The sequence below is a fragment of the Streptomyces sp. NPDC017936 genome, from assembly GCF_044328485.1.
Classification (GTDB): Bacteria; Actinomycetota; Actinomycetes; order Streptomycetales; family Streptomycetaceae; genus Streptomyces.
The window spans coordinates 225,243-241,172 of sequence record NZ_JBIRHK010000004.1; the positions used below are offsets into that span (position 1 = coordinate 225,243).

The 15,930-nt window shown below is 71.6% G+C and carries 12 protein-coding genes and 2 tRNA genes; 4 read left to right on the plus strand and 10 right to left on the minus strand.

Annotated elements, in window-relative coordinates:
• Positions 1-29: 29 nt before the first annotated feature.
• Positions 30-2,255, minus strand: a complete 2,226-nt coding sequence (gene katG / locus ACH4F6_RS10485; protein ID WP_397959529.1) for a catalase/peroxidase HPI — start codon at positions 2,253-2,255, stop codon at positions 30-32.
• 258 nt (positions 2,256-2,513) lie between these two features.
• On the opposite strand from katG, the gene ACH4F6_RS10490 reads away from it, so the two are divergent.
• Complete coding sequence (locus ACH4F6_RS10490; RefSeq protein WP_397959530.1) at positions 2,514-2,930, plus strand: Fur family transcriptional regulator; 417 nt, start codon at positions 2,514-2,516, stop codon at positions 2,928-2,930.
• 147 nt (positions 2,931-3,077) lie between these two features.
• Here the strand turns inward: ACH4F6_RS10490 and ACH4F6_RS10495 are convergent.
• The 4 genes from ACH4F6_RS10495 to ACH4F6_RS10510 form a co-directional block, all read right to left on the minus strand.
• Positions 3,078-3,151, minus strand: a tRNA-Met gene (locus ACH4F6_RS10495).
• A 447-nt stretch (positions 3,152-3,598) separates the two neighbouring features.
• Positions 3,599-5,467 (minus strand): sel1 repeat family protein, encoded by a 1,869-nt coding sequence (locus tag ACH4F6_RS10500; RefSeq protein WP_397959531.1) that lies wholly within the window; start codon positions 5,465-5,467, stop codon positions 3,599-3,601.
• Between the two features lie 206 nt (positions 5,468-5,673).
• Positions 5,674-5,747 (minus strand) — tRNA-Met (locus tag ACH4F6_RS10505).
• Positions 5,748-5,843: 96 nt separating this feature from the next.
• A complete protein-coding gene (locus ACH4F6_RS10510) occupies positions 5,844-8,834 on the minus strand; it encodes a UPF0182 family protein (protein ID WP_397959838.1) in 2,991 nt (996 codons plus the stop codon).
• 165 nt (positions 8,835-8,999) lie between these two features.
• On the opposite strand from ACH4F6_RS10510, the gene ACH4F6_RS10515 reads away from it, so the two are divergent.
• Complete coding sequence (locus ACH4F6_RS10515) at positions 9,000-9,542, plus strand: PPA1309 family protein (RefSeq protein WP_397959532.1); 543 nt, start codon at positions 9,000-9,002, stop codon at positions 9,540-9,542.
• Positions 9,543-9,593: 51 nt separating this feature from the next.
• Here the strand turns inward: ACH4F6_RS10515 and ACH4F6_RS10520 are convergent, their stop codons facing one another.
• The 4 genes from ACH4F6_RS10520 to ACH4F6_RS10535 all read right to left on the minus strand — a co-directional run bounded on the left by ACH4F6_RS10520 (position 9,594) and on the right by ACH4F6_RS10535 (position 12,878).
• Positions 9,594-10,688: a PDZ domain-containing protein gene (locus tag ACH4F6_RS10520; RefSeq protein WP_397959533.1), complete on the minus strand. Its 1,095-nt coding sequence runs from the start codon at positions 10,686-10,688 to the stop codon at positions 9,594-9,596.
• 63 nt (positions 10,689-10,751) lie between these two features.
• Positions 10,752-10,883 (minus strand): hypothetical protein, encoded by a 132-nt coding sequence (locus tag ACH4F6_RS10525; RefSeq protein WP_397959850.1) that lies wholly within the window; start codon positions 10,881-10,883, stop codon positions 10,752-10,754.
• 173 nt (positions 10,884-11,056) lie between these two features.
• Positions 11,057-11,518 carry a molybdenum cofactor biosynthesis protein MoaE gene (locus ACH4F6_RS10530; RefSeq protein WP_397959534.1) on the minus strand — a complete coding sequence of 154 codons (462 nt, stop codon included), beginning with the start codon at positions 11,516-11,518 and terminating at the stop codon, positions 11,057-11,059.
• A 250-nt stretch (positions 11,519-11,768) separates the two neighbouring features.
• Positions 11,769-12,878: an SDR family oxidoreductase gene (locus ACH4F6_RS10535; protein WP_397959535.1), complete on the minus strand. Its 1,110-nt coding sequence runs from the start codon at positions 12,876-12,878 to the stop codon at positions 11,769-11,771.
• A 193-nt stretch (positions 12,879-13,071) separates the two neighbouring features.
• Between ACH4F6_RS10535 and ACH4F6_RS10540 the strand changes: the two genes are divergently transcribed.
• Together ACH4F6_RS10540 and ACH4F6_RS10545 are read left to right on the plus strand one after the other, a co-directional pair.
• Positions 13,072-14,517 (plus strand): zinc-dependent metalloprotease, encoded by a 1,446-nt coding sequence (locus ACH4F6_RS10540; RefSeq protein ID WP_397959536.1) that lies wholly within the window; start codon positions 13,072-13,074, stop codon positions 14,515-14,517.
• Positions 14,514-15,035, plus strand: coding sequence for an NUDIX hydrolase (locus ACH4F6_RS10545; protein WP_397959537.1), 522 nt, complete (start codon positions 14,514-14,516; stop codon positions 15,033-15,035). Before ACH4F6_RS10540 ends, ACH4F6_RS10545 begins: the two co-directional genes overlap by 4 nt.
• A gap of 126 nt (positions 15,036-15,161) precedes the next feature.
• Here ACH4F6_RS10545 and ACH4F6_RS10550 read toward each other — a convergent pair whose 3' ends face one another.
• Positions 15,162-15,917 carry an AIM24 family protein gene (locus ACH4F6_RS10550; protein ID WP_397959538.1) on the minus strand — a complete coding sequence of 252 codons (756 nt, stop codon included), beginning with the start codon at positions 15,915-15,917 and terminating at the stop codon, positions 15,162-15,164.
• Positions 15,918-15,930 lie beyond the last annotated feature (13 nt).

Sequence of the window (15,930 nt, forward strand, 5' to 3'; positions counted from 1 at the left end):
CTCGGTTCACGCGGTGCGTGCCGTCAGGCTCAGACCAGGTCGAACCGGTCCAGGTCCGAGACCTTGGCCCACGCGGCGACGAAGTCGTTCACGAACTTCTCCTTCGCGTCGTCGCTCGCGTAGACCTCCGCGAGCGCGCGCAGTTCGGAGTTCGAGCCGAAGACCAGGTCGGCGCGGGTGCCGGTCCACTTGACCTCGCCCGTGGCCGCGTCGCGGCCCTCGTACGTGGTCTGGTCCTCGGACGTCGACTTCCACGTCGTGCCCAGGTCGAGCAGGTTGACGAAGAAGTCGTTCGTCAGCGTGCCGGGCCGGTCGGTGAAGACGCCGTGCTTCGACTGCTGGTAGTTCGCACCCAGGACGCGCAGGCCGCCGACGAGGACCGTCAGCTCGGGCGCGCTCAGGTTCAGCAGGTTCGCCTTGTCGATCAGCAGGTACTCGGCGGGCAGGCGCTGGCCCTTGCCGACGTAGTTGCGGAAGCCGTCGGCCTTCGGCTCGAGCGCGGCGAAGGACTCCACGTCCGTCTGCTCCTGCGTGGCGTCGACCCGGCCCGGGGTGAAGGGCACCTCGACGTCGAAGCCGGCGTCCTTGGCGGCCTTCTCCACGCCCGCGGCACCCGCGAGCACGATCAGGTCGGCCAGCGAGACCTGCTTGCCGCCGGTCTGGGCGGCGTTGAAGGACTCCTGGACGCCCTCCAGGGTGCGCAGCACCGAGCGCAGGCGGTCGGGCTCGTTGACCTCCCAGCCGATCTGCGGCTCGAGGCGGATGCGGGCGCCGTTGGCGCCGCCGCGCTTGTCGCTGCCGCGGAAGGAGGCGGCCGACGCCCACGCGGTGGACACCAGCTCGGACACCGACAGGCCCGACTCGAGGACCTTCGCCTTGAGGGAGGCGACGTCCGCGGCGTCGATCAGCTCGTGGGTGCGCTCCGGCAGCGGGTCCTGCCAGATCAGCGTCTCGGAGGGGACCTCCGGGCCGAGGTAGCGCACGACCGGGCCCATGTCACGGTGGGTGAGCTTGAACCAGGCCCGCGCGAAGGCGTCCGCGAACTCGTCGGGGTTCTCGTAGAAGCGGCGCGAGATCTGCTCGTAGACCGGGTCGAAGCGCAGCGCCAGGTCGGTGGTGAGCATCGTCGGCCGGTGCTTCTTCGACGGGTCGTGCGCGTCGGGGACGATGGCCTCGGCGTCCTTGGCCACCCACTGCTTGGCGCCGGCCGGGGACTCGGTCAGCTCGTACTCGAACTCGAAGAGGTTCTTGAAGAAGCCGTTGCTCCACTGGGTGGGCGTGGTGGTCCAGGTGACCTCGAGGCCACTGGTGATCGTGTCGCCGCCCTTGCCGCTGCGGTAGGTGCTCTTCCAGCCCAGGCCCTGCTCCTCGAGCGAGGCGGCCTCGGGGTCGTTGCCGACGTGGTCGGCCGGGCCGGCGCCGTGGGTCTTGCCGAAGGTGTGACCGCCCGCGATCAGGGCGACCGTCTCCTCGTCGTTCATCGCCATGCGGCGGAAGGTCTCGCGGATGTCGCGGGCCGAGGCGATCGGGTCCGGGTTGCCGTTCGGGCCCTCCGGGTTGACGTAGATCAGACCCATCTGGACCGCGCCGAGGGGCTCCTCCAGCTCACGGTCGCCGGAGTAGCGCTGGTCGTCGAGCCAGGTGGTCTCGGGGCCCCAGTACACGTCCTCGTCGGGCTCCCACACGTCCGCGCGGCCGCCGGCGAAGCCGAAGGTCTTGAAGCCCATCGTCTCCAGGGCGACGTTGCCCGCGAGGATCATGAGGTCGGCCCAGGACAGGCTCTGGCCGTACTTCTTCTTGACCGGCCACAGCAGACGGCGGGCCTTGTCGAGGTTGGCGTTGTCCGGCCAGCTGTTCAGGGGGGCGAAGCGCTGCTGACCGGCGCCGGCGCCACCGCGGCCGTCGCTGATCCGGTAGGTGCCGGCGCTGTGCCAGGCCATACGGACGATCAGCGGGCCGTAGTGACCGAAGTCGGCCGGCCACCAGTCCTGCGAGGTGGTGAGCACCTCGGCGATGTCACGCTTGACGGCGGGGAGGTCCAGCGACTGGAAGGCCTCGGCGTAGTCGAACTCCTCGCCCAGCGGGTTCGCCACGGCGGGGTTCTTCGCGAGGATCTTCAGGTTGAGGCGATCCGGCCACCACTGGCGGTTTCCGCCGCCCTGGGTGGGGTGCGCGGCGCGCCCGTGCGCGACCGGGCACTTGCCTGCCTCCGCCGGCTTCTCGTCAGTGACGATCGCGTCATGGTTCTCGGTCATGGGGGAATCCTTTTGGGGGGCTGGGCGGATCACGGGCTCGGGAACCACGGGCGCGCGGACGGCGGGGCGCTGACCCCGCCGTCGCTCGTTCATGGTGCCGACGTCGCTTCTTCCTGGACCGCCTGGACCTGATTTCTCCTGCTCCTGCGGCTTGGCCGAAGCCGATCCTGATCCTACAATGGACAATGTCTAAGTCAAGTGAGGCTCCAAAGTCACACCCGTTCGGGACCTGGTCCCCCTGCTGTTAGGCTGATTCGTATGAGTGACCTTCTGGAACGGCTGCGCGGCCGCGGATGGCGGATGACCGCGCAGCGGCGCGTCGTGGCCGAGGTCCTCGAAGGCGATCACGTCCACCTGACGGCCGACGAGGTGCACGCCCGGGCCGTGGCCAAGCTGCCCGAGATCTCCCGGGCGACCGTGTACAACACGCTGGGTGAACTCGTGTCGCTCGGCGAGGTCATCGAGGTCGCCACCGACAAGCGCGCCAAGCGGTACGACCCCAACGCCCACCGTCCGCACCACCACCTCGTCTGCGCGCGGTGCGGCGCGATCCGCGACGTCCACCCGAGCGGCAACCCGCTGGCCGACCTGCCCGACTCCGAGCGCTTCGGCTTCGCGGTCTCGGACGTCGAGGTGACGTACCGCGGCATCTGCCCGAACTGCGCGGCGGCGTGAGGGCACGAGGCACCCAGGTCCGCGAAAGGGCCCCGGCACGATGAGTGCCGGGGCCCTTTTTCGTCGCCGGAGGCGGCCGGGCGGGCTCGGGGCGGGCGGACACGCCGAAGGGCCCGGATCCTGGGATCCGGGCCCTTCGGGCTTCAGTAGCGGGGACAGGATTTGAACCTGCGACCTCTGGGTTATGAGCCCAGCGAGCTACCGAGCTGCTCCACCCCGCGTCGATGAAGGCAACGTTACGTCAATACGGCGGGAAGAGGCAAATCACTGTCCTGGGCCGGTTCGGCGCCGGCCGAGGACGGGGCGGGGGCGTGGTGGCGTGGAGGCGCGGGGGTGCAGGGGTGCGGGGGCACGGGCTCAGAGAGGACCGGGTGCGGTGCTCGCCCCCGCCGGGCCCGCATCCGCCGGGCCCGCATCCGCCGGACCAGGTCGGACCAGGCCTGGCCGGATTCGGCGCGGCCGGACTCGGCCCGGTCCCGGCTCGGGCACGGACGGGCGACGGGCTCGGGGCGCCGTCAGCCACCGGTCGGGACCGCGACGGCGGGGCCGCGACGACGGTCCGGTCCCCGGTCGGGGGCGCGCGGCCGGCCGCGACCGTCCGGTCCCGGGCGGGCCGCCACCGGGTTCCCGCGCGGCACGGCGGTGCCCGGCTCCCGCCCGGGGTGCCGCTAGGCGGACAGTTCCTCCCGCAGGGCGTCCCGCAGGCGAGCCGCGCGTTCCGCCACCTCGCGGGGCCCCAGCGCCACCGCCCGGTCCGCCCAGCGCTGGCCTTCCGCCAGCTCGCCGCGACGCGCGTAGACGAGGGCGAGCCGCAGCGCCGCCCGGCCGTGGCCGGCGTCGGCCGCCCGGGTCCACCAGACGGCCGCCTCCGGCTCGCTCCCCTCACGGGCCAGCAGCAGCCCGAGGTTGAAGGCGCCGTTGCGGGACCCGGCCTCGGCGGCCTGCCGGTACCACCGGGCCGCCTCCACCACGTCGCCCCGCGCGGCGGCCAGCATGCCGACCCGCACCTGCGCCCGCCGGTGCCCCTGGGAGGCCGCCCGCTCGTACCACTCCTCGCACTCGGTCTTCTCGTGCGCCGGCTCCCCGAGCTCATGCGCGGGCGCGGGCGGCCGGCGCGCGTCCAGCACGGCCGCCAGCCGGTACGCCGCCTCCGCGTTCCCCCCGCCGGCGGCGCACCGCAGATGCCGTTCGGCCTCCTGTTCGTCCCCGTCGCGCAGCCGCGCCATTCCCACCTGGAGCGCGGCCTCGGTGTGCCCGGCCGCCGCCGCCCGCTCGTACCAGCGCAGCGCGTGTTCGTCCTCGCCCCGCCCCGCGAACAGGATGCCCAGGTTGAACGCGGCGTCGACGCTCCCCGCCTCCGCGGCCTTGGAGAACCACGGCTCGGCGCCGGCCGTGTCCCCGCCCTGGAGCAGCAGGACGGCGAGGGCGTTGGCCGCCTCCCGGTGCCCCGCGTAGGCGGCGCGCCGGTACCACTGCTCGGCCTGGGAGGTGCGGCCCTGCTCGGCGCAGAGCAGCCCGAGGTTGTAGGCGCCGTTGTCGTCACCGGCGTCCATCGCGGCCCGGTACCAGCGCTCGGCGGTCTGGGTCTGGCCCCGCTCGGCGTACAGCGCGCCCAGCGCGTTCGCCGCGTTGCCGTCGCCGTCCTGCGCGGCCCGCAGCCACCACATGGCGGCGTTCTCCGTGTCGCCGGCGTCGCGCAGCAGGAACCCGAGCGCGCAGGCGGCCTGCGGTTCGCCGTCCTTGGCGGACGTCAGGTACCAGCGACCGGCCTCCTTGAGATCGCCCCGCCTCTCCAGGATCGCGCCGAGGTACAGGGCGGCCCGCCGGTGGCCGCGCGCGGCGGCCTGTCTGTACCACTGCTCGGCCTCCGCCGACGCGGGGCCCCCCGGTTCGGCGACGTCCGTCTCGCCGTCGGCGGTCCGCGCCCCCGGCGGCCGGTCGAGGGCGCGCGCCAGCCGGTACGCCGCCTCCCGGTGCCCCCGCTCGGCCGCGGCCCGCATCCACCGCTCGGCCTCCCGGTCCCCGCGGTGCTCCAGCAGGTCGGCCAGGGCGTACGCGCCCAGCACATGTCCCTGCTCGGCGGACTGGCGCAGCCAGTACTCGGCGGCGGGCTCGTCCCCGCGCTCACGGTGATGGCGGCCCAGCGCGTGCGCGGCGGCCGCGGAACCGGCGACGGCGGCGACCCGCCACCATCCGGCGGCGTCGTCGGCGTAGCCGCGCTGGTGGAGGAGGACACCGAGGTTGTTGGCGGCGGCACGGTCGCCGGCCGCGGTCGCGGCCCGCAGATGGGGCTCGGCGCCGTCGAGATCACCGCGGCGCAGCAGCATGGCCCCGAGAACGCTCATCGCCTCGACGTCGCCGGCCTCGGCGGCCAGCCGTCGGCGGACCTCCTCGACGGCCTCCCCCGTCTCGTCCCGGTTCATCTCCCGGTTGTCGTCCGCACTCTCGTCACTCTCGTCCAGGGTCGCTTCCTCACTGGAAGGCCGCACAAACCGCCCTGTCCCGTACAGAGTTGCCTTGTCCCCCATAACGTCCATCGTCGCACCACCTGCAACCCGGGTACACCTGGTATACCGCAGCCCGTGAGGTCACTTCAGCGTTTTGTCGACATGCCCACAGAGAGACAAGTCAAACACAGTTCCCCCAACTACCCGAGGCGGCACGGCGGTACGAGTTCCGAGTACATGCGTTCGCACACCACGAAGGCCCGGATCCTTTTCAGGATCCGGGCCTTCGCTTTCAGTAGCGGGGACAGGATTTGAACCTGCGACCTCTGGGTTATGAGCCCAGCGAGCTACCGAGCTGCTCCACCCCGCGCCGTGTTCCACAACCGTATCACGACGCGAGGTGGGCCTTGACCAGCCGCTTCGACCGGCCGCTCAGCTCGACGGCCCCGCCGGCAGCCGGGGCCGGTCAGCCGCTGGGGCTGGCCCCGGGGGTGGGACTGCTGCTGGGCTTGCCGCTCGGTGCGCTGCCCGCGCCCGGACTGGCGCTCGGACTCGGGCTGCTTCCGGCCTTGTTGCCGCCGCTTCCGCCCGTTCCGGCCTTGTCCGCCTCGGCCTGTGCCTTCGCGGCGCGCTGCAGTGCGGCCTCGAGGTCCTTCTGCGCCTTGGCGTACGCGTCCCAGTCGGGCTTCTTCAGTGCTTCCTGACCGGCGGTGAAGGCCTCCTGGGCGTCCTTCAACGCCTCCTGGACCGTCGCGTCGCCGGACGCCGGCGGGGTCGTGGTGCCGCCCTCGTCCGGTGGCGTCGGTGTCGTGCCCTCCGCCCCGAAGACCTTGTTGAGGGCCTCGTCGAGGGTGTCCTCGAAGGCGGTGACGCCTCCGTAGGTCACCAACACCTTCCGCAGCAGCGGGTACTTGAGTCCACCACCGCGTACGTAGACCGGCTCCACGTAGAGCAGTCCTCCGTCGAGCGGCACCGTCAGCAGGTTGCCGTACTCGACCTCCGAGTCGCCGCCTCTCAGCAGCCTGATGGACTCGGCGATGTCCTGTTCGGAGTTGAACTGGCTCTGCACCTGCTTGGGTCCGTCGACGGTCGTGCTCGTCGGCAGTTTCAGGACTCTGATCTTGCCGTAGTCCGGTGTCCCGGCCTCGGAGTCGACGGCCATGAACGCGCTGAGGTTGTCCCGGCCGTTGGGCGTGAACGTCGTCGTCAGCGAGAACGCCTGCGCCGCCTGGTCGGGCATCCTCATGCTCAGGTAGTACGGCGGCACCGCGTCACCCGACTTGTTGGTCGGGTCGTCCGGCACCTGCCACACCTCGCTGCCGCTGAGGAACGTCGTCGCGTCCTTCACGTGGTAGCGGGTGAGCAGCTCGCGCTGGACCTTGAACAGGTCCTGCGGGTACCGCAGGTGCGCCATCAGGTCGGTGGAGATGGCCGACTTCTTCTCCACCGTGCCGGGGAACGCCTTCATCCAGGTCTTCAGGACCGGGTCCTCGGTGTCCCACTGGTAGAGCTTGACCTCGCCGGTGTACGCGTCGACGGTCGCCTTCACCGAGTTCCGGATGTAGTTGACCTGGTTCTGCTGGGCCACCACCGCGCGGTTGTCGTTGGTGGCGGTCAGCGAGTCGGCCGTCGTGTCACCGAGGGTCGTGCGCGAGGCGTACGGGTATCCGTTGGTGGTCGTGTACGCGTCCACGATCCACTGGATCCTGTCCCCGACGACCGCCGGATAGGCGTCGCCGTCGATCGTCAGCCACGGGGCGACCGCCTCCACGCGCTCCTTCGGCGTCCGGTTGTACAGGATCCGCGATCCCTCGCCGATCGCACCGGAGTACAGGATCTGCGGCTCGCCGAACGCCACCGCGTAGGCGGCCCGGTTCACCGGGTTGGAGAGGTTGACGCCGCTCTTGCCGGTGTAGCTGGTGGTCTTCTCGCCGCTGTCGTCGGAGTAGTCGATCTCCTTCTGGGGACCGCCGACGATCGAGTACGTGGTCGTCTTCTCGCCGTAGTAGATCCGCTGCTGGTACTGCCCGAGGACCCCCTGGGACGGCAGGTTGGACTCGGTGAAGGAGGGCCGGCCCTCGGAGTCGGCGGTGGTGCCCTTGGCGGCGACCACACCGTAGCCGTGGGTGTAGCGGAAGTGGTTGTTGATCCAGTTCTGCTTGTCCACGCCCGCGAGGTTCAGCTCGCGCAGGCCGATGACCGTGTCCTGGTCCTCGCCGTTCACGCTGTAGCGGTCGACGTCCAGGTTGTCCGGGAAGGCGTAGTATTTCCGCATCTGCTGGAGCTGCTGGAACGTCGGCGACGCGATGTTCGGATCCATGATGCGGATGCTCGCCGTGGCGTCGACGTCGTCGCGCAGCCGCGTCTTGTCCTCGGTGTTGCTCGTCCCCGAGTACTCGGTGACCTGGGTGCCGTCGATGCCGTAGGCCTCACGCGTCGCCTTGAGGTTCTTCTCGACGTACGGGGCTTCCTTGGCCTGCTCGTTCGGCTGGACCTGGAACTTCTGGACGATCGCCGGGTACAGGCCGCCGATCAGGATCGCGGAGAGCACCATCAGGCCGAAGCCGATCACCGGGAGCTGCCAGGTGCGCCGCCACAGGGTGGCGAAGAACAGCAGCGCGCAGATGACGGCGATGCAGAACAGGATCGTCTTGGCCGGCAGGTAGGCGTTGGCGTCGACGTACCTGAGGCCCGTCCAGTTGTCGGTGGCCTTGAAGTCGCTGGACTTCACCGCCAGGCCGTACCGGTCGAGCCAGTAGGCGACCGCCTTCAGCGCGACGAAGACGCCCAGCAGCACCGACAGGTGCCCGGTGGCCGCGGCCGTGGCGCGCGCGCCGGGGCTGGTGACGCGCAGCCCGCCGTACAGGTAGTGGGTGAGCGCGGCGGCGATCAGGGAGAGGATCGTGGCGGCGAAGCCGAAGCCGAGCAGGAACCGGTACCAGGGCAGGTCGAAGGCGTAGAAGGACACGTCGAGGTGGAACTGCGGATCCTTCTGGCCGAAGGACACGCCGTTGACCCACATCAGCCAGGTGCGCCACTGCCCGGACGCCGAGGCGCCGGCGATCAGCCCGACCAGGGCGGTGATCCCGAACAGCAGCCACTTCTTGTACGGCGCGATGCCCATCCGGTAGCGGTCGAGGCTCTGCTGCTCCATCGACATCGCGCTCAGCGGCGGACGCAGCCGGTGGGCCAGCCAGATGTTCAGGCCGACCGCGAGGGCCATCAGCAGGCCGAAGACGAAGAAGAGACCGACCTTGGTCCACAGGGTCGTGGTGAAGACGGACGAGTAGTTCACCGACCGGTACCACAACCAGTCCGTCCAGAACCCGGCGAACATCGTGAACGCCATGCCGAGTACGGCAAGGACGCCCAGTGTCATGAGCAGGGTCCGGACACGCCGGGACGGGCGTCCCACTCTGATCCGCGGCCCTGTCGGGCCTCCGCCGCGGTCCGGCATCTGGAAAGCCAAGGTGTGCACCTCGAAAGTCGCTGTTGAGTCCGTCAGGCCCGCGTGTTCGTGGACCGTGGGTGGCCCCCCGTGATCGTGGGCCCACACCTATGAAACTTACTCACCGTTTACCCGGTTCCCGATTCCGTCCAGGAACGAGGCAGGATTGTGACCATGTCCAACACTCCCATGGCGGCGAGCCCGCTCACCCGGGCCGTGCTCGAGATCGACGAGTACGCCTCCGGCCTCGGCTGGGACCAGCCCGCCCGCCTCTTCGCCCTCGTAGACACCGCACGGCTGCGGGTCGAGGAACCCGCGCTCGCCGCCCAGCTCGGTCTGGAGGACGAGACCGAGACCACGGGTCTCACCCCGATCGAGCAGGACGAAGTGCCAACGGACAAGCCGCTCGACGAGTTCCTGGCCACGATCGCCTGGCCCGACGCCGTGGCCGGCTGCGCCCTGACCGTGGAGCGACTGATGCTGCCCCCGTCCGCCGAGGCCCAGGTCCCGCAGGGGATGAGCGAGGCGAAGCTGGCCCGGTGGGTGGCGGAGCACCCCGACCGCCAGGAGGTCCGGATGACGGTCGCCGTGCTGCGGGACGGCTCCCGCGAGTCGGCCCTGCGGCTGCGGGAGAAGGACGCGTCGACGGAGGTCCTCACGGGCTCCGGTCTGGTCCCGGGCCTGGCCGACGCCCTGTCGGCGACCTTCGAGGAGTAGTCGGCCGGCTCCGGACGGCGGCGGACCCGGCCGGCGCTCCCGCCCGCCGGGCTACCCGGCCGTGCACTTCGGCAGGCCGGCCGTGTCGCCGTCGCGGATGTCCTCCAGTGCGCCGAGGGCGTCCTCGATGGTGCCGACCTTGACCAGCGTGAGCCCGCCGGGGGTGTCCTTGGCGGCGGCCGCGCAGTTGTCGGCGGGCGTGAGGAAGTACTGGGCGCCCTTGTCGCGCGCGCCGACGGTCTTCATCTCGATGCCGCCGATCGGTCCGACCTTGCCGTCGTCGTCGATGGTCCCGGTGCCGGCGACGAACTTCCCGCCGGTGAGGCTGCCGGGGGTGAGCTTGTCGTAGATGCCGAGCGCGAACATCAGGCCGGCGCTCGGCCCGCCCACGTCGGCGAGCTTGATGTCGATGGTGAAGGGGAAGGTGTGGTCGGTCCCCGCCGAGATCCCGACGATGGCCCGCTTCTCGCCGCTGTCGTCGGAGGCCGCCGTGGTGATCGTCACGTTCCGGCTCTCGGTCGCCGTCCGCTTCTCCTTCTCGGCGGCGGCCTGTTCCTTCGCCGGCACGATCGTGAAGACGACCTTCTCGCCGGGCTCGTGCTTGGTCACCAGCTCCGCGACGTCGGAGGGCTGCTTGACGGCCGTGCCGTCCACGGCCTTGATCACGTCACCGGCGTGCAGCCTGCCCTCGGCGGGCGAGCCCTTCACCACGGTGGAGACGATCACCCAGGACTGCACCGGGATGTCCAGTTCCTTCAGGGCGGCGACCTTGGCGCTCTCCTGGGACTGGCTGAACTCCTCGGCGTTCTCCTGGGTGGACTCCTCCTCGGTCTTGCCGTCCGGGTACAGCGTGTCGTGCGGCACGACCTTGTTGTCGTGCGCGAGCCATCCGTAGACGGCCTCGACGAGGTTCATCCGGTAGTCGGCGCTGGTGACCCGCACGGTGGTCATGTTGAGGTGGCCGGTCGTGTCGTAGGTCTTCCGGCCGGAGATCTGCAGCACCGGCTCGCCGTCGTGCTCGCCCAGGGTGTTCACCGTGGGCCCCGGGGACATCTCCGCGTACGGCACGGTGATGAGCACTCCCGCGCACAGGAGCGCGATCAGCATCAGGGTGGAGGCGAGCATCGTCGCGGTGCGGCGTGGCATGCCTCGACAGTACGGGACGCTTCTGTCAGCGCACCGTCAGGGCCACCGCCCGGGTCACGGACCTCACGTACCGGAGTGGGTCTTCTCCATGGCCGCCCGGAACCTGGCGTATCCGTCCAGCTCGGGGCCGTCGCCGCGGGCCTTGCGGGTCCGGTTGGCCCAGCTGCCCCACAGACCGGCACCGATCGCAGCCACCAGCGGAATCAGCAACCAGGCAAGCGCCGCCATGCCGACCTCCCAACCCCATGCGAGCGACCGCGACTGACTGATCAGCAGATTAACCATTCGCACTGACAACGCTCACGGCAGGGGTGCGGTTACGCAACCGGAGTCCGGCGCGGGGCGGGGCCCTGCCCGGGAACCTGCGATCAGCAGGCGCCCACCCACTCCTCGGTCCCGTCGGAGAACCTCTGGTGCTTCCAGATGGGGACCTCGTGCTTGAGGTCGTCGATCAGCTTCCGGCAGGCCTCGAAGGCCTCGCCCCGGTGCGGACACGACACGGCGACGACGACGGCGAGATCGCCGACCGACAGGTCTCCCACCCGGTGCACGGCCGCGAGCGCCCGCACCGGGTACTCGGCGGCCACCTTCTCCGCGATCCGCCGCATCTCCGCCTCGGCACTGGGATGGCAGGAGTACCCGAGCGCGTCGACGTCGGCGCCCCCGTCGTGGTTGCGCACGGTCCCCACGAAGAGTGCCGTCCCGCCGGCCGCGTCGTCGCCGACGGCCGTGAAGACCTCGTCCACGGAGAGCGCGCGGTCACGGATCGCGATCAGCTTGACGGGGTCCTGAGCCGGCTGCTCACCGGGGTGATCGTTGCTGGGTGCCATGCCTTCATCGTGCCGCATGCCGGGGAGCGGCGGGAACGGTGTCGCCGACCGGCACGCGCGCGTGGGTCCCGGCGTCTCCTCCCGGGCGAGCGCTTCGGCGCGGGAGGCGCGGTCCGGCCCGTTCGTCGTCCGCGGGCCGGGGCCGCGTCAGGGCCGTCGGCGGCCGGGGGCCGGGCCCGTCCGCGCGCCCCCTGTCACCGCCGCGCTTCGTGGTCGCCTCCGCGCCGCGCCGTCCGGACGCGCCGTCCGGTCACCTCCGCCGCGCCTTCCGCGCCCTGCGCACCACGGCTGCCGCGCCCAGCAGGGCGACCGTCGCGCCCGCGGCGCCCGCGGCCGTCGCGTCCTTGCGGCCGAGCCGCCGGCCGGCCACCGTGTGCCGTCCGGACACCTCCTCCAGCAGCTCCGCGAGCACCTCCTCGTTGGTCCACTTCGCCCGCCACCCGGCATCGTGCAGCCGGCTGCCGCTCACCACCCACGGGTACATCGTGTACGCCAGGTCCCCCGCCGGAGACGGCGTGAGCCCGATGCGGTGCAGCCGGGCCGCGGCGCCCAGCGCGACCGCCGACGGCAGCTCCATCCGCCGGATCCCGCTGAGCTCCTCGACCTCCTCCTGCTCCAGCCAGCCGTCGCACCCGACGGCCAGCTCCCCGTCGACCTTCTCCAGGACGGCGTACTCCAGCGCGCTGCACAGGTCCTCCACGTGGCAGAACTGCCAGGCCGGCCGTGACCCGGCGACGACCAGGAGGCGGGGCGACTCAAAGTACCGGGTCAGCGCGGTGTCCGTACCGCCCACCAGCACCGCCGGCCGCACCACGGTGACGTTGAGCCCGGGGTGCGCCCGCGGGGCGCGCCGCGCCAGCCGCTCGATCTCCAGCAGGTCGCCGACGCCGGTCGCCTCGGCCGTCGCCTTCAGCTCCGCGTCCTCCGACAGCGGCAGCTCGTTGTCCGGCAGCGCGCCGTAGACCATCGCGGAGGTGCACAGCACCACGCGGTGCACCCCGGCCGCCGCGGCGGCGGTCAGCACCGTCTGCGTCCCCCGCACGTTGTACGCCGTCCGGGCGGCGCTGTCACTCCCCAGGTCGAGATCGAGCGCGAGGTGGACCACCACGTCCGCGCCCCGCAGCTTGTCGGCGATCGCCGGGTCGCGGACGTCGAGGATGTGCCACTGGGCCGGCTCGCACTCCCCCCGTCGCTCGTCGATGGCGACGACCTGCTTGATCTCGTCCGACGCGGCGAGGCGCTCGGTGAGCAGCGCACCCACTCCGGTCGCCGCGCCGGTGACGGCGACGACGGGCCCCCGGCCGCCGGCCGGGGTCGAGTGGTTTCGCGCTGCGCGAACCTGCGGATCTGGGGAACTCACCAGGTGTCTCCAGCGGTTGTTTTCCATACGAGCGCGAGTGACGCGTACGTACCAGGTGGCATCCATCCTGCCGCAGGCCGAGAGTCGGCGAAGCACCGAGGCCCGATCGAGCCGGGGTGTCTACGCTGGGTGGTGTTACAGGGCAGCCGCGCCGCCGGACGAGAGCCGGTGGCCTTACCAGCCGAGGAACCCCGTGAGTGACACCCCATTCGGATTCGGCCTTCCGCCGGAGGAGCCGGACGACGGCGACGAGGGCAAGAAGAAGGACCCGCAGGGCGGCGGTGGTCAGGGACCGGCCGGCCCGTTCGGTTTCGGGCTGCCCGGCGCCGGAGGTTTCGGCGGCCCGGGTGCCGACAATCCGCTCGCAGCCATGTTCGGCTCGCTGAACCCCACCGACCTGGGTGCCGCGTTCCAGCAGCTGGGCCAGATGCTCTCGTACGAGGGCGGCCCGGTGAACTGGGACATGGCCAAGCAGATCGCCCGCCAGACCGTCTCCCAGGGCACCGCCGACGGCGTCAAGGACACGAGCGTGGGCCCCGCCGAGCGCACCGCCGTGCAGGAGGCCGTGCGTCTGGCCGACCTGTGGCTGGACGACGTGACCTCCCTGCCGTCCGGCGCCGGCTCGGCCGTGGCCTGGTCGCGCGCGGAGTGGGTCGAGGCGACCCTGCCCGCGTGGAAGGAGCTGGTCGACCCGGTCGCCGAGCGGGTCGGCGCCGCCATGGGCGACGTCCTGCCGGAGGAGATGCAGGCCATGGCCGGCCCGCTGATCGGCATGATGCGCTCGATGGGCGGCGCGATGTTCGGCTCCCAGATCGGGCAGGCCGTCGGCGTGCTCGCGGGCGAGGTCGTCGGCTCGACCGACATCGGCCTGCCGCTCGGCCCGGCCGGCCGGGCCGCGCTGCTGCCGGTGAACATCGAGACGTTCGGCAAGGACCTCGGCGTGCCCAAGGACGAGGTGCGGCTCTACCTCGCCCTGCGCGAGGCCGCCCACCAGCGTCTCTTCGCGCACGTGCCGTGGCTGCGCTCGCACCTGTTCGGCGCGGTCGACGGCTACGCGCGCGGGATCAAGGTCGACACCGCCAAGCTGGAGGACGTGGTCGGACAGTTCGACCCGCAGAATCCCGAGCAGCTGCAGGACGCCCTCCAGCAGGGCATGTTCCAGCCGGAGGACACCCCGGAGCAGAAGGCCGCCCTGGCCCGTCTGGAGACGGCGCTGGCCCTGGTCGAGGGCTGGGTGGACGCGGTGGTGCACGCGGCCGCCAAGCCGCGTCTGTCGTCCGCGGACGCGCTGCGCGAGACCCTGCGCCGCCGCCGCGCCTCGGGCGGCCCCGCGGAGCAGACGTTCGCCACGCTGATCGGCCTCGAGCTGCGCCCCCGCCGGCTGCGCGACGCCTCCCGGCTGTGGGCCTCGCTGACGGACGCGCGCGGTGTCGACGGCCGCGACGCCCTGTGGGCCCACCCGGACATGCTGCCGACGGCCGCCGACCTGGACGACCCGGACGGCTTCGTGCACCGCGAGCACATGGACTTCTCCGAGTGGGACAAGATGCTCGGCGAGGCGGCGAGCGGCTCCTCGGGCGAGAAGCCGGACCTGAAGAAGGACGACGAGACCGACGGCGAGGGCGACGGCACCGAGTGAGCCTGCACGACGACGCGGTCCTCGTCCTGAAGCGGTACGAGGGCCAGGAGGCGCTGCGCCAGGTCTACCTGGAGCACCTGGAGGCCCACCCGGACGGCATGTGGAAGGCCTGCGGGGCCGGACACCTCACCGCGAGCGCCCTGGTGATCGACCCCGACCGGGGGCGGGTGCTGCTGACCCTGCACAGGAAGCTGCGGATGTGGCTGCAGATGGGCGGTCACTGCGAGCCGCAGGACGTCTCCCTGGAGGCGGCCGCCCTGCGCGAGGCCGCCGAGGAGTCCGGCATCGCGGGCCTGGCGCCGCTGCCGGGCGGCCCGGTCCGTCTGGACCGCCACCCGATCCCCGCCCCGTGCCACTGGCACCTCGACGTCCAGTACGCGGCCGTGGCCCCGGCCGGCGCCACCCAGACGATCAGCGACGAGTCCCTCGACCTGCGCTGGTTCCCGTACGCCGAGGTCGCGGACGTGGCGGACGAGTCGGTCGTACGCCTACTGGAGGCGACCCGCGCGCGACTGTGAGCGCGCGCGACGCGTTCGAGCCGGGACGTGTGACACGGCGGTGAGCGCGAACGTGCAAGGGGCGACCGCCTGGACGGTCGCCCCTTGCGTTCGCTTCCCGGACGGTGCGGGACCGTGCGGAAGCGGTCAGCTCCAGACGTTGCCCTGGTTCTGCCCGCGCGCGCCCTGCTGGCCCATGCCGTACTGGGCGGCGAGGCCGGATCCGATCTGGGCGTTCTGCGGCGGGAGCAGCTCACTCGGCTGGACGAGGGCGAAGCCCGTGCCCATGAAGCTGAGTTCCCAGCCCTCACCGGTGCTGCCGCGCCGGCGCCACACCCCGGAGGAGTGCGTCTGGGCCTGCATCTGCACCCGCAGCCCGGTGGACCAGGCGACGATCGCGTCCGCGTCGCAGTTGACGTACTTGTCCGGCGTGACCTGGAGCATCAGCGGGGCGCCCGAGGTCATCAGGGCCACCCGGCCGCGGCCGGTGATGTTGAGCTGGTACTTCCCGGAACCGGAGATGCCGTAGAGGCTGTCGACGGCGATGACCTCGTGGTGGAGCGAGGAGTCCATCGCCAGCACGTAGCTGCTGTCGACGGTCAGGCCGTCGTTCTCCACGTCCACCAGGTGGACGTGCTGGGCGAGGTTGGCGAGGTAGACGGTCCCCTGGCCGTGACAGCGCATCAGGTCCAGGCCCTCGCCGGTGCGCGCACGCGCGCGTGACTGGCTGTTGGTCTGGAACTCGGCGTCGAACTCGACGAGGCCCTGGTAGGCGACCATGGTGCCCTTGCGGGCGAGGACGTCGTCGTGGCCCTCCAGGGCGACACGGAGCATCTGCTTGTTCTGCAGGCTCCACCGCTCCTGGGTCGGCTGGTCGTTGTAGGCGAAAAGCGGGCTCTGCATGGTGACTCTGGCT

What these genes read in the sequence shown, in the direction of transcription:
- ACH4F6_RS10520 (WP_397959533.1), bottom strand. Translation starts at nt 10,688, where the DNA reads ATGCCACGCCGCACCGCGACGATGCTCGCCTCCACCCTGATGCTGATC.
- ACH4F6_RS10490 (WP_397959530.1), top strand. Translation starts at nt 2,514, where the DNA reads ATGAGTGACCTTCTGGAACGGCTGCGCGGCCGCGGATGGCGGATGACC.
- ACH4F6_RS10530 (WP_397959534.1), bottom strand. Translation starts at nt 11,518, where the DNA reads ATGGCACCCAGCAACGATCACCCCGGTGAGCAGCCGGCTCAGGACCCC.
- ACH4F6_RS10500 (WP_397959531.1), bottom strand. Translation starts at nt 5,467, where the DNA reads ATGGACGTTATGGGGGACAAGGCAACTCTGTACGGGACAGGGCGGTTT.
- ACH4F6_RS10510 (WP_397959838.1), bottom strand. Translation starts at nt 8,834, where the DNA reads ATGCCGGACCGCGGCGGAGGCCCGACAGGGCCGCGGATCAGAGTGGGA.
- ACH4F6_RS10515 (WP_397959532.1), top strand. Translation starts at nt 9,000, where the DNA reads ATGTCCAACACTCCCATGGCGGCGAGCCCGCTCACCCGGGCCGTGCTC.
- katG (WP_397959529.1), bottom strand. Translation starts at nt 2,255, where the DNA reads ATGACCGAGAACCATGACGCGATCGTCACTGACGAGAAGCCGGCGGAG.
- ACH4F6_RS10550 (WP_397959538.1), bottom strand. Translation starts at nt 15,917, where the DNA reads ATGCAGAGCCCGCTTTTCGCCTACAACGACCAGCCGACCCAGGAGCGG.